The following is a 14,132-nucleotide window of genomic DNA, read 5'->3' as shown; positions in this document are numbered from 1 at the left end:
CTCTAGAATAACATATTTCTATCAATTATCGTTTGATAGCGGTTACCCATAAGTAAAAAATGTACTATATCCAATCATAAATCAAGACCATCCCTAATACTGACTCAATTAGAAATTGAGTAGGTTAATGTGATCCATCTTGAGTTTTTGTTAGTAGTGACTCATTTTTTGTGTACTGAGTCTACTATACCATAATTATCAGAAAATTCCAATAGCAATCTGAAAAAAGCCAAGCAAGTTGGCTTTTTCAAATTCTATTGTCTTCTTGCAGACTATTCTGCTACTACACCTTTATCAGCTGTAAGTTCGATATTTTCAAGAGCGATACCTTTTTCTGAAGCTGAACCATAGTTAGAATCATAGTTTTTCACACGTTTGTTAAGGGCTGTGATTGACTCAGATTCAAATGTTGGAATAGCAAATGCTTGCTCGTGAGCATATTTTTGCCAAGCCTTATAGTTCTCAACATTTTTCTTATCGTCAAATGATTCTGTTGAGCTGATTGCATTCAACAACTTAGTATTTTCATCAGACACGAAACGTGACATGTTGAAGGCTGCGATTGGACCCCAAAGTCCTGTTGGGTTTGGATCGTAACCTGTTGACCATCCACCAGCATACATATCAATAGCAGCATCATTAGCCTGAACTGAGTTATAGAACGACTTACCTTCAACTGTACGTCCTGTGTAAAGTTCAACGTTCAAGCCAACTTCTTTCCACCAAGCAATGTATTGTTGTACAAGTGCTTCGTTTGCTTCCGTACGTTTACGAGCTGCAAAGGTAATCTTGAACTCTTTACCATCTTTACCTTCACGGATACCATCGCCATCTACGTCTTTGTAGCCAGCTTCTTCCAAGAGTTTTTTCGCTTTTTCAGGATCGTATGAATAGCCTTCCAACTCTGAATCATGAATGTCGCCGAAGAATGAGATAATCAATGAGTTTGCAGGGTGGTAAAGACCATTGTACAATGACTCACCAGCTGTCTTAGTATCAATCGCATAGGCAATTGCTTGACGAAGTTTCACATCATTCATCTTAGCATTTTCATCCATGACGTTTTTCTTAGCAGACTCGTCATATTTACCAAAATTAAATGAAATGTATTCATAAGCTGAGTCCAAAGAACCAACGATATTCAAGTTAGAAGCATCCTTGTATGAATCCAACTGGTCAACAGGCATATCTGCGATGTCATAGTTACCAGCTTTCATTTCAGAAACAATAGTATCTGGAGATACGATGTCAATCTTCAATGAGCTTGTTTTTGGCGTTGTACCTTTGAAGAAGTATTCGTTTGGTACGTAAGTGATAGACTCACCGTTTACGATTTCCTTGATTTTCCAAGGTCCCATACCAACAAGTTTAGATGTACGTGAGTACTCGCTCTTTTCCCAGTCTGCAACAGGGATATCTTTATAGATATGTTCTGGTTGGATATAAGCTGGGACATCACCACCCGCATACATCATTGAAGGCGACATTTCTTTTACAGTCAATTCTACTGTGTAGTCGTCAATTTTCTTAAGACCTGAGATATCTGAAGCAGTTCCAGCAACAAATTCATCCATACCCACAATGTTCAAGAATTTATCATCAAAACGAACACCTGTATAGTCTTCGCTTGCCATTGACTTGATAGTAAAGATGTAGTCATTGATTGTAAATGGCTCACCATCTGACCACTTGTAATCTTTACCTGTCAAACTAACAGTGATTTTCTTACCTTTTACATCAAATTCAGCTTTAGCAAGACCAGAATCATCTAACTTACGATCTCCATCGTAACCAAACATTGAAATATCAACCATTCCACCAAATGTTGAGTCAGTTGTGTTTTCAGTCAACTCGTCAATCAAGAGACCTGATGAAGTTGTAGCTGAAACAAATGCATATTTCAATTGAGCATCTGCGACTGCTGTTCCATCTTGTTTTACTTCAGATGGGAATGACAATTCCTGTTTTGCTGCACCTGATTGTTTTGAACCACATGCTGCAAGAACAGATGCTGAAAGGAGAGTCACACCTGCAAGTGCAAAAAGTTTCGTTGTCTTTTTCATAAAACACCTCTGTTTTCTTTTTGTTTGACACATAATCATATGTCGTTATAGAATTTATTATATCATAAATTTTTCTTAAATAAAGTCTTTTTTGTCAGAAAATTTTGTAAAAACATAATTTTTCAGCATTTTCTTATTTTTTACATATTTTTTCCAAATTTTTCTCACATTTCTTGTGATATAATAGAACAAAATAACAGCCAAAGGAATGATTATGCGTAAATTTTTACTAACACTCACTACAGTTATTGCTCTTTTTTTTACTTCCATACCTATTTTAGCAGAAGATTTTTCTGTTGCAGCCAAGCATGCTATCGCAGTTGAAGTAAGTAGCGGCAAAATCTTGTATGAGCAAGATGCCGAAACCAAAGCAAGCATTGCTTCTATCAGTAAGACATTGAGCATTTACCTGGTCTACGAAGCACTGGCAAAGGGTGAGATCACTTTAGATACTATGGTAGATATTTCTGATTATCCCTATAGCCTCACTTCTAATACAGAATTAAGCAATGTCAACCTAGATGAACGATCCTATTCAGTAAGAGACCTATTAAACGCTTCTTTAATAACATCATCCAATAGTGCTATTATTGCTCTGGCAGAAAAAATAGCCGGTAGCGAAGCTGCATTCGTGGATCGAATGAAAGCAAAAGTCCAAGAATGGGGAATTACCGACGCAAAGATTGTCAATGTATCTGGACTAGACAATACCGACTTGGGTGAAAATATTTATCCAGGGTCCAGTCCTGAAGATGTAAATATGTTTTCAGCCCTAGATGTTGCTATCATTGCAAGACGATTAATACTCGACTATCCTCAGGTTCTCGACATTACCTCACTAAACGCCTACGATTTTGGTGGCTACACTTACTATAGCACCAACCAAATGCTAAGCGATGGTACTCACGCTCGTGGAGGGGTTGACGGCTTAAAAACAGGGACCTCAAACTCAGCAGGTTCAAGTTTTCTTGCAACAACTCAACAAGCTGGTATGCGCATCATCACAGTAGTATTGAATGCCACTGATGGGCTGACCTCTCCAGAAAATCGTTTTGTCGCGACAAATGATTTGATGAACTATGTTTATTCTAACTTTTCGCTTGTTACGCTAGTAAAAAAAGGTGAAGCTTTTGAAGATAGTAAGATAAAGGTTTTCAATGGTGAAAAAGAAACAAGTCCTGTTGTTGCGGCAGCAGATTTAACTGTTGTTCAACGAAATCAAACTGATAATGTCCCCACCGCAACTTTCACAACGGATATAAAAGAAATTGATGCTCCCCTCAAAGCAGGGACCTTGGTTGGCAAACTGCAACTGAAAGATCAAGATCTCATAGGAAAAGGTTATATTTCTGAGCAAGCCAGTGTCGATATGATTATCCCTAGCGATATGAAAGAAGCATCTTGGCCATTCTCTTGGTGGAATCAATTTGTCCGCTATGTCAATGAAAAATTATAAAAAAATAGTATGTCGAACGATTTTCGACATACTATTTTCTTATCGCAGAGTGACATCCGCTACTTCTTATCTCCAGCCTCGGATGGAGAGTTTGACAGGTTTGAATAGCTTTAAAGCTATTTGAGTCACAAGGTTATCTGAATTACAAAGAAGAGCGACTGCCGTTGCTCTTTATTTCCAACGAGCGTTGGCATTGCAATGTAGAGTAGCTTTCGCTAGTCCTCATCTCCCACCTCGGTTGGTGAGAGCTCCTGCGGAACTCCGTATTATATGTCGCTTCCTGTAAGGAAGCGATGTCAGTAGGGTAATCTAGTCTCCCAGACTAGTTTGCTAAATTTACATAGTAGAGCGACTGCCGTCGCTCTCTATCTCCAACCTCGGTTGGAGATTTTTTGGCTTTTAGCAAACTCATGTTTGCTAAATTGCCAAAAATCTAACCAACCGACCCCTCCATCTCATAGGCAATCAGTCTGTTGAGTTCGACTGCGTATTCCATTGGGAGTTCTTTGGTGAATGGTTCGACAAAGCCCATGACAATCATCTCTGTGGCTTCTGATTCGGATAGGCCACGGCTCATGAGGTAATAGAGCTGTTCTTCTGAGATTTTTGATACTTTGGCTTCGTGTTCCAATGCCACTTGTGAGTTGTGGATTTCATTAAATGGAATGGTGTCTGACTTGGAAATATCATCCATGATAATGGTATCACACTCGATGTGGCTAATCGACTTGGCTGAGTTTTTAGCAAAGGTCACTTGACCACGGTAGTTGACTTCTCCACCGCCACGGGCAATGGATTTGGATACGATAGAAGAGGAAGTCCGTGGTGCATTGTGGATCATCTTGGCACCGGTATCTTGGACCTGACCCTTGTTGGCAAAGGCAATAGACAACATAGTTCCACGAGCCCCTTCACCTTCTAGATAAACCGCTGGGTATTTCATGGTCGTCTTGGCACCAAGGTTGCCGTCAATCCACTCAACTGTAGCATTTTTCTCGGCACGGGCACGTTTGGTTACCAAGTTATAGACGTTGTCAGACCAGTTTTGAATGGTCGTGTAACGCATGTAGGCACCCTCGTGGGCAATGATTTCCACAATCGCTGCATGAAGACTTGCCGTTGAGTAGGTCGGTGCCGTACAGCCTTCTACATAGTGAACGCTTGCTCCTTCATCCACGATAATGAGTGTGCGTTCAAACTGACCTGTTCCTTCGTTGTTGATACGGAAATAGGTTTGGAGCGGAATATCCAACTTAACCCCTTTTGGTACGTAGATAAAGGTGCCCCCTGACCAAACCGCTGAGTTGAGGGCAGCTAGTTTATTATCTGACGGCGGAACAAGTTTTCCAAAGTATTTTTTGAAGAGTTCTGGATGTTCCTTGAGAGCCGTGTCGGTATCCGTAAAGATAATGCCGTGCTTGTCGTACTCTTCTTTCATATTGTGGTAGACCACTTCTGATTCGTACTGGGCAGAAGCTCCTGCCAGGTAAGCACGCTCAGCTTCTGGAATACCGATGCGTTCAAAGGTTTCTTTGATTTTGTCTGGCACATCGTCCCAGCTCCGTGCTGGTTTATCCGACGGTTTTTGGTAATAGACAATATCATCAAAGTCCAGTTCAGACAAGTCGGCTCCCCAAGTCTGCATGGGCATTTTCTTGAAGGTTTCATAGGATTTCAAACGGAATTCCAACATCCATTCTGGCTCGCCTTTGATACGGGACATTTCACGAATCACTTCTTCGTTCAAACCCTTACCAGTTGAAGCCACTAGTTCCACGTTCTCGTCATGGAAACCGAATTTGTATTCCCCAAGGTCAATCGGGGTTGGTTCAATTCTTTCTTCTGACATAATATAAGATACTAAGCCCAAAAAGTATGAGAATGCTGTTACGCTTTCTTCAAAGCTTCCTGGGCCTGTTCAATTCCAATCAGAAACTGAACAATCCTTTCTGTATGATTTTCATTTTTTATTTATAGTCTTTTAGTTTACTTTTAGTACTAGGCAACGAGCTGCAGACTGCTTGTACAGTCGAGTGACTGTACAAGGTTGGAGATAGCACTTGCGGAGCAAGTCATCCCCGCAGAGTATGGCAAAGCGAGTTCAAACAATCCAGTGGAGTGTTTGAAGTTGGAAATAAGGAAACGGAGTTTCCTCTTGCGTCGAAGTAATAAAAGAAAAACTAAATGACTATATTGATGCTCATTCAGCACTGTCACTTCGTTCCAGTGCTTTCTTCAGGGCATTCCACGGTAATGTGGCACACTTGATGCGTTGGGGGAATTTGGCAACCCCTGCGAGGAGGGAGGCGTCTCCCAGTTCCTTCTGGCGTGGGTCTTCTTGGCCTTGGACCATTTGTGAGAAAATTTCTGCTAGTTCTTGAATCTGACTGATTTCTTTGCCAAGTACTGCTTCAGTCATCATAGAAGCCGATGCGGTTGAAATGGTACACCCAACTCCGTCAAAAGCAATATCAGTAATCACATCTTTTTCAATCTTGACTGATAGTTCAATCACGTCACCACAGGTTGGGTTGTGGAGCTCTAACTTTTCCACTCCGTGCAAACTTCCGCGGTGACGAGGCGACTTGGAGTGTTCAGACACAACTGCCATATAAAGAGAGTCTAATCTAGATAGGGCCATTGAAAAACTCCTTTGTCTTGATAATTGCCTCGACCAACTTATCACAGTCGGCCTTGGTATTGTAGATGTAAAAACTTGCTCGTACAGTAGCAGGCACCTGCAAATATCTGAGAAGCGGTTGGGCACAATGGTGGCCAGCCCGCACAGCAACACCTTCATAGTCCAGAGCAGTTGCCACATCGTGTGGATGCAAGTCGTCCAAGTTAAAGGCAATAACTCCCGTTCGCTTGGACAGATCCTGACTACCATAAATGCTCAATCCTGGAATAGCCTGCAATTTTGGAAAGACATAGTCAACCAGTTCTGCCTCGTGGGCCTGGATAGCGTCCATACCAATTTCGGTCAGGTAATCAACGGCTGCTCCCAGACCAATCGCACCTGCAATATTGGGCGTTCCAGCTTCAAACTTCCAAGGCAATTCCTTCCAAGTAGCTGACTGCTCATAGACAAAGTCAATCATTTCACCGCCGAATTCAACTGGCGACATGAGATTGAGCAATTCTTCCTTGCCGTAGAGAACGCCAATTCCTGTCGGCCCTAACATTTTATGACCTGAAAAGGCAAAGAAATCCACGTCTAATTCTTGCACGTTGACGGCCATGTGGGGAACTGATTGGGCTCCGTCCACCACCAAGTAGGCACCGACTTGATGCACCAGCTCTGCTATTTCCCCGATAGGAGCCACGCTGCCTAGGACATTGGACACATGAGCTAGAGAGACGAACTTGGTCTTGGAAGATAGTAGCGACCGCAGGTGATCCATGTCTAGCTCGCCGTCTTTTAGGGTCACATAGCGGAGCTTGGCACCTGTTTGCTGACAGGCTTGCTGCCAAGGGATGTTATTGGAGTGGTGCTCTTGGACCGAGATTATCACTTCCTGGTCTGGCTGGAGAATTTCCTTTGCAAACTGAGCCACCCAGTTAAGACTGGTGGTCGTTCCTCTGGTGAAGAGAATTTCCTTGCTAGACTTGGCCTGGATAAAATCAGCCACCTTCTGCCGAGCCGCTTCATAGCGAGCCGTTGCCCGTTCCGACAGGGTGTGAACGCCGCGGTGGACATTGGCATTATCCTTCTGGTAATAATCCGCCAGCACATCTAGTACCTGCTGCGGTTTTTGAGTGGTCGCCGCATTGTCCAAATAGACCAGCGGCTCATCGTTAACAACTTGGTCTAGGATTGAAAAATCCTTGCGAATGCGTTCCAAATCCATATCTTATCTCTTTGTTAGTTTTTCTTCAATCACGGCAATCAGTTGGTCACGAACTTCCTTGACAGGAATTTCGGTAATGACTGCTCCAAGGAAACCGCGAACAACCAAGCGTTCAGCAGTTGCTCGGTCCAAACCGCGACTCATGAGGTAGTACATGTCTTCTGGGTCCACTTGACCGATTGAGGCTGCGTGTCCAGCTGTGACCTCATTCTCATCGATAAGGAGAATTGGGTTGGCATCGGAGCGAGCCTTGTCAGACAGCATGAGGACGCGGCTTTCTTGCTGGGCATCCGCACCTTTGGCACCACGAACAATGTGTCCGATACCATTGAAGGTCAAGGTTCCGCTTTCTAAGATAACCCCATGTTGCAGGATGTGTCCGACCGAATTATGACCGTAGTTGGTCACGCGCGTATCCACACCTTGTACCTGACGACCAGATGAAAGGCCGACAACTTTGAGGTTGGCATGACTGCCGTTTCCTTTCAATTCGCTGTCCAAATCGGCAACCACATTTCCTTCGTTAAGCAGACCAATCGCCCAGTCAATCGTTGCATCATTTCCGAGATAGCCACGACGGTTGAGGTAGGTATCCAAATGCTTGCCAAGACGGTCAATAGCCGCAAACTTGATTTGGCTACCAGCAAGGGCGATTACTTCCACGACAATATTGGCTGAAGTCGTTGCTGCGCCGTCGCCCAGACTTTCAAAGCGTTCTAGATAATTAAGCTTGGCATTTTTTCCAGCGATGATGAGGACACGTTTATTAAAAGCAACTGGACTAGTGCTGTCTTGGTAGAAAAGGGCCTCAACTGGCTGGTCGATTTCAACATTATCTGGCACGTAGAGGACAGCTGTTGCGTTAAAATAGGCTGTGTTGTAAGCCGCTAATTTGTGCTCGTCGTAGGCTACGGCAGCACCGAGGTATTTTTCAATGACATCAGGAATGACATCCATGGCTGAGGCAAAGTCTGTAAAGACTACACCTTTCTCTACTAGGTCAGCGGGCAGTTGTTCTAAAACCGTTTGGCTGCCAACTTGAACCAACATAGGATTGTCACCGATAGCTGTAAAATCTGGAACAGCCCCGATTTCATCATTTGTGGCTAGGCTTCCGTCACCAAGGTTCCAACGGTGAAATTTGACCCGCTCGATAACCGGCAAGTCCAGCTCTGCTATTTTGTCAAAAGCCTTAAGGCGCAGGTCTGTCAACCAAGTTGGTTCTGCCTGCAAGGCTGAAAATTCTTGAATCTTTTCTTTGGTCATAGCTTCCTCCAAAGACTTAAATGTCATCTTCTTTGTAGTCGATGCCAAGCTCTGCTGCAACTTGGACATACCCTTCTTTTTCCAAGCGTTGCGCCAATTCTGGTCCGCCTGAAAGTACGACACGGCCTTCCATCATGACATGGACAACATCAGGAGTGATGTAGTTGAGCAAGCGTTGGTAGTGGGTGATAATCATGGCACCGAAGCCTTCCCCACGCATCGCATTGATTCCTTTTGACACGACTTTAAGCGCATCGATGTCCAAACCTGAGTCAATCTCATCAAGAAGGGCAAAGGTTGGTTCCAACATGAGTAATTGCAGAATCTCATTGCGTTTTTTCTCACCACCTGAGAAACCTTCGTTGAGGTAACGCTCTGCCATTTCCTCTTTCATGTTGAGGAGTTCCATTTTTTCATCCAACTTGGTGATGAAATCACGGACAGAAATCTTGTCTTCGTCTTCCTTACCAGCATTCATAGCGGCACGGAGGAACTCTGCATTAGTAATCCCTGGAATTTCTGACGGATATTGCATAGCCAAGAAGAGTCCCATGCGGGCACGTTCATCGACTTCTAATTCTAAAATATTGACACCGTCAAAGAGAATTTCCCCTTGGGTCACTTCATAACTTGGATTGCCCATGATGGCTGCTGAAAGGGTGGATTTCCCTGTTCCGTTCGGTCCCATGATGGCTGCAATTTCACCTGTTTTAAGGGTCAAATTCACACCCTTCAAGATTTCTTTGCCTTCAATTTCCACATGAAGGTCTTTGATTTCTAATACTGACATGCTGTGCTCCTTTTCATTTTTTTCCTCTTCAAAAACCACATTAACTGACCAAGCAAACTAGATACACCGATAAGACTCAACTTTGGCAGTGGGAAAGAACCCGACCATTCATAGAAGAGTTCGTCAACAAGTCCTAGTTTTAAGTTGTTGAGCTGAAACAGTCTATTCCCAGACTGTTTCACTCCCGCCCCCGCACAGCTCAAAAGGTTCAGTGAACCTTTTAAGGTTGGAAATAGAGCGAACTTTGTTCGCAACAGTCGTAATTGTCAGATTTGGAGTGTAAAACACGAACAAATCTGACAATCAACCACTGCGCTGAGATGTTGACACTAACTTCGAGAAGTGGTGCGGGGCTTGAGCCCAGCCTCTTTTCTTGTTAATGATGATTTTCAGAGAGTGTTAATCTATAAAATAGTCTTTTCTGACGATTTTATACTCTTCGAAAATCAAAATTATCCGTTGTCAACTTACCTTGATGAGCGAAAAGCTCCAGTGGAGGTTTTCAGCCTGTTACCTTGAAATAAGATAGTAACAGAGTTCTATCTTCGGCTTCGTTTCCTAGGCTACTTTTGATTTTCATTGAGTATTAATTAACCATATCCACTATATTATATCAAAAAAAGAGCCTGACGGCTCTTATCTTGTTTAGAAAGATTCTTATTTTCTTTTTTTCTCTTCGTAGCACTTTTTATACTTTGCGATTTTTTCTTGACGGTAACTACTCGGGAGTTTGACAGTTTGAATGACACAAAAGTGCCACAAACGTTGATGTGATGCTATTTTTTTGTCAAATTCTTGCACATATTTATTGCGTACTTTTTCGTACTGTTATATAATAGAGTGAGGTGCGAATCCATGAGAGTTAAAAAATCAGTATCTAAAAACACAATCAATTATGCCATTATTAAAGATATCAAGGTCGGAAACAAACGGACATCAACTATTGTTGAAAATCTGGGTAATCACGAAACTCTTCAACAGCTACATCCCGAAATGGAACCTATGGAATGGGCAAAATTGCGGGCTAAAGAGTTAACCGAACTCGATAAAGAAGATAAACAAGAAATCTTAATCAAACTTCATGAGAATAGGCAGTTGAAACAGGACCAACGAAATGAGTATCATGGGGGATATTTGTTTCTACAGAATATCTATTATCAGTTGGGATTGGATAAAATCTGTCGCGATATTCAGAAAAGGTATCACTTTAGTTTTCACTTAGATACCATTCTGTCTCGCCTCCTCTACGGCAGAATCCTATTCCCATCCTCTAAACGGTCTACCGCTCAATTCTCACAAACCCTTCTAGAACCTACAACGATTGAACTCCAACATCTCTACCGAGGATTAGAAATTATTGCCAAAGAGACGGATTTCATTCAGGAACAACTTTATAAAAACTCAGCTACTCTTTCCTCTCGTAAAACAGATGTTCTCTATTACGACTGTACAAATTTCTATTTCGAAATTGAGGAAGAAGATGAGGAGGGACAACTGAGACAATACGGCTATTCGAAAGAACATCGGCCAAATCCAATCGTTCAAATGGGGCTATTTATGGACTCTCAAGGAATTCCCTTAGCTTTCTCCATCACACCTGGTAACACAAACGAACAGACGACCATGAAACCTTTAGAGAAGAAGATTATCAAGGATTTTGAAAAAGCTCAATTTGTGGTCTGTACAGATGCTGGACTTTCTTCTATTGGTAATAAGCGCTACAATAACATCAGCGGGAGAGCTTTTGTCACAACTCAATCTGTCAAAAAGTTAAAAAAAGAAGACAAAGACTGGGCAACATCTTCTACAGGTTGGCGGTTAATGGGGGAGCAGTCTGGGACATTCTATGATATTTCTGCACTAGACGAGAGCAAGCCTGACCTTCTCTACAGACAAGTCTTCTACAAAGAATGCCCCATGCCTCAAGACGGTCTAGAAGACCAACGATTGATTGTAACCTTCTCAGCTAAATACAGAGATTACCAAAGAAAGATACGCGAACGCCAGATTCAACGTGCTTCAAAATGGCTGGGAAAACCAGCTAGCTACAAGAAAAAACAATCTACAGATCCAAAGCGTTTCCTCAAAGTAACAGAGACAACAAGGGATGGGGAAATAGCTGAGAAAACGTTTATTGAGTTGGACGAGGATCGTGTTCTTTCTGAAGCAAGATTTGATGGGATTTATGCGGTGACGACAAACTTAGACGATACGATTGAGACCATTGTCTCCATTAATCAGAGAAGATGGGAAATTGAAGAATGTTTCCGTATTATGAAACATGAATTGAAAGCTAGACCAGTTTATTTAAGTCGTGAAGATCGTATTTCTGCTCACTTTACAACTTGCTTTCTTGCTCTTATACTCTATCGCTACTTAGAACTAGCCCTTCATAAACAATTCACTTGCACAGAACTGATTGAAACCTTACGGTCATACACTTTTAAGTATCTGCCTGGTTTTGGTTACCTACCAAACTATACTCGGACCGCTATTACTGATGAATTGCATCAGACATTTGGTTTCAGAAGTGATTATCAAATTATTAGCGAAAAAAAGATGAAAAAATTTTACAATCGTCAAAATCGGGAAAAAGTACGCATTTTTGATATAAAATGAAAACCTCTCTAAACCCTTGATATGCATAGGGTTAGGGAGGTTTTTGTCGTTTCAAACTGTCAAAGACGGGATTATATCAAAAAAAGAGCCTGACGGCTCTTATCTTGTTTAGAAAGATTCTTATTTTCTTTTTTTCTCTTCGTAGCACTTTTTATACTTTGCGATTTTTTCTTGACGGTAACTACTATTACCAATAAACCGAAGAAGATTGAGCAACGGAGTTCTATTGATACCAAAGATGCCAATCAATTCACAGAGAATCTCAATCCCCAGTCCCATGGTCACCAATAGGAGAATACCCCCTATTCGACTCGAAACATTGAGCAAAAGAGAGGTCAGGGAGAATAAGAAAGAGATGGCGTAAATCACCAATACAGTGCCACGATGAGTAAGTCCCAGAGAGAGCAAGCGATGATGCAGATGCATCTTATCTGCTTCATAGATTTTTTGTCCAGACAATTTTCGACGAATGATGGCTACTACAGTATCCGTAATAGGCACTCCAAGAATAATCATCGGAGTAACCACTGCAACAGCTGTCGAATTTTTCAGTCCTTGAAGCGACAAGACTCCAATCATAAACCCAATGAAAAGGGCTCCTGTATCGCCAAGATAAATGATGGCGGGATTATAGTTATAAGGCAAAAAACCTACAATCGCCGCAACCAAAACAAAGATGGTTAAGGTCAAAAAAATATTGCTATCATGCAAAAAGAAATAAGACACAATTCCCATCGTTGTCAAGGAAATAATCGATACTCCCGAAACCAGACCATCCAGACCATCAATCAAGTTGACTGCATTCGTAATGGAAACAATCCAAAGGACCGTTAATAGAAAAGAGAGCCAGATAGGAAATTGAAGGAAAGGTCCTCCAAAAGGAATCTTAAAGCTATCAAAACGAAATTCCGTAAAAATCCAAATGATCGTCGCTGCAGCTAGAATACCAAACATTTTAGGAGCAGGCTTTAGCTCCTTGACATCATCAATGAATCCCGTAAGAACGATAATGCTGGATGCTAGGACCAGGGGCCAGATATAATGCAAGTAGGTGCCATGGTAATTGACACGGGTAACAATTCCTGGTAAAAACCATAGGACAGAAATGGTAAATGCCACAAAGATGGCCAGACCTCCCGCTGAAGGCATGGGCACCTTATTTATCCGCCGTGCATTGGGATTATCGACTGCTCCAACCCTCAGGGATATAAAACGAACCAAAGGGGTCGCAATGGCTGATATGACCATGGTTGTAATAATGACCATTATGTATTTTAGAGCAAAAGGAATCATACTGTCGGAACCTTCCTAAGCTCCTCGATTGCCGCAAGCGGAAGCATCAAAGTTCCGTGTTCTTGTAAAGCAGGTCTGGTCAACTTCGTATCATTGGTAAATTCCAACATTCGTGAGAGAATGTAGCCTGGATACTGCTTGGAACGATTTTCTACATTGATAAGAACGGTCAAGTAGTAGTGACCATCCATTTTATATAATTCCGATTCTTCTACTGGATAATCAACCGTACCAACAAAAGTAAACAGATCCTCTATCGTTGGAAATTCCAAAATATAGTAAATATAGCGCTCTTGCTCCTCTTCATCTGCTTCTTCCTCTTGCTCTACCTCTTCCAAATGACGAACGGCTGTTGCATCCGGTGCACTTTTCTCACGAACGGTTTGTTCCAAACTCTTGAAAAACTCATCTGGAGTCATACTTGCGACATCACCAAGTTCCGACAAATCTGTAAATTCATCGAAATTCAAGCTCTGATCCAAATCAGATTTGGTAACAAAGATATCCACCCGATCTGGCTTCGGAGTCACACGAAAACTCAGCATACCGCTTTCTCGGAAAGTCATTGGTAAATCCAATTCATCCAAAACTGTATAGAAGAACTCCTCTGTCTTTTCTTGCGGAATGAGAAAGTCCGAAAGTTCCATTCCTCTCTCTTCCAAATCATCTAATTTTATAGTGATTTTCAAGGTTGAATCACTAATTTGCTTTACTTTCATAACTACCTCATTCATTGATTCATCAATTTCTTAAAATTGATGAATCATTTTCAATACTCATACATATCTTCCACC

The 14,132-nt window shown here is 42.0% G+C and carries 10 protein-coding genes; 2 read left to right on the top strand and 8 right to left on the bottom strand.

What is annotated here, in order from left to right:
- Nucleotides 1-272: 272 nt before the first annotated feature.
- Nucleotides 273-2,063, bottom strand: a complete 1,791-nt coding sequence (locus F9856_RS06915; RefSeq protein WP_202106162.1) for an oligopeptide ABC transporter substrate-binding protein — start codon at nt 2,061-2,063, stop codon at nt 273-275.
- 214 nt (nt 2,064-2,277) lie between these two features.
- Here F9856_RS06915 and pbp3 point away from each other — a divergent pair, with 214 nt between their 5' ends.
- Nucleotides 2,278-3,519 carry a D-alanyl-D-alanine carboxypeptidase PBP3 gene (gene pbp3, locus F9856_RS06910; RefSeq protein WP_202106161.1) on the top strand — a complete coding sequence of 414 codons (1,242 nt, stop codon included), beginning with the start codon at nt 2,278-2,280 and terminating at the stop codon, nt 3,517-3,519.
- A 433-nt stretch (nt 3,520-3,952) separates the two neighbouring features.
- Here the strand turns inward: pbp3 and sufB are convergent, their stop codons facing one another.
- The 5 genes from sufB to sufC form a co-directional block, all read right to left on the bottom strand.
- A complete protein-coding gene (gene sufB / locus F9856_RS06905) occupies nt 3,953-5,368 on the bottom strand; it encodes a Fe-S cluster assembly protein SufB (protein WP_002938151.1) in 1,416 nt (471 codons plus the stop codon).
- Between the two features lie 351 nt (nt 5,369-5,719).
- Entirely contained in the window at nt 5,720-6,160 is a 441-nt protein-coding gene (sufU, locus tag F9856_RS06900) for a Fe-S cluster assembly sulfur transfer protein SufU (protein ID WP_202106160.1), read from the bottom strand.
- On the bottom strand, nt 6,147-7,370 hold the full coding sequence (locus F9856_RS06895) for a cysteine desulfurase (RefSeq protein WP_202106159.1): 1,224 nt from the start codon (nt 7,368-7,370) through the stop codon (nt 6,147-6,149). The genes sufU and F9856_RS06895 overlap by 14 nt, the downstream gene beginning before the upstream one ends.
- 3 nt (nt 7,371-7,373) lie before the next feature.
- The gene (sufD, locus tag F9856_RS06890) at nt 7,374-8,636 is read right to left on the bottom strand and encodes a Fe-S cluster assembly protein SufD (protein ID WP_202106158.1); all 1,263 of its coding nucleotides are present in this window, start codon (nt 8,634-8,636) and stop codon (nt 7,374-7,376) included.
- Nucleotides 8,637-8,652: 16 nt separating this feature from the next.
- A complete protein-coding gene (sufC, locus tag F9856_RS06885; protein WP_002938165.1) occupies nt 8,653-9,426 on the bottom strand; it encodes a Fe-S cluster assembly ATPase SufC in 774 nt (257 codons plus the stop codon).
- A gap of 855 nt (nt 9,427-10,281) precedes the next feature.
- Between sufC and F9856_RS06880 the strand changes: the two genes are divergently transcribed.
- Nucleotides 10,282-12,045: an IS1634 family transposase gene (locus F9856_RS06880; RefSeq protein WP_202106157.1), complete on the top strand. Its 1,764-nt coding sequence runs from the start codon at nt 10,282-10,284 to the stop codon at nt 12,043-12,045.
- A 120-nt stretch (nt 12,046-12,165) separates the two neighbouring features.
- Here F9856_RS06880 and F9856_RS06875 read toward each other — a convergent pair whose 3' ends face one another.
- Both F9856_RS06875 and mecA read right to left on the bottom strand, forming a co-directional pair.
- On the bottom strand, nt 12,166-13,338 hold the full coding sequence (locus tag F9856_RS06875; protein ID WP_202106156.1) for a glycosyltransferase family 4 protein: 1,173 nt from the start codon (nt 13,336-13,338) through the stop codon (nt 12,166-12,168).
- Complete coding sequence (gene mecA / locus F9856_RS06870) at nt 13,335-14,057, bottom strand: adaptor protein MecA (protein ID WP_002938171.1); 723 nt, start codon at nt 14,055-14,057, stop codon at nt 13,335-13,337. The genes F9856_RS06875 and mecA overlap by 4 nt, the downstream gene beginning before the upstream one ends.
- Between the last annotated feature and the right edge of the window lie 75 nt (nt 14,058-14,132).

Origin of the sequence: Streptococcus suis, assembly GCF_016743335.1 — a bacterium.
Lineage (GTDB): Bacteria > Bacillota > Bacilli > Lactobacillales > Streptococcaceae > Streptococcus > Streptococcus suis_Y.
This window is presented reverse-complemented; position numbering and strand designations above follow the sequence as displayed.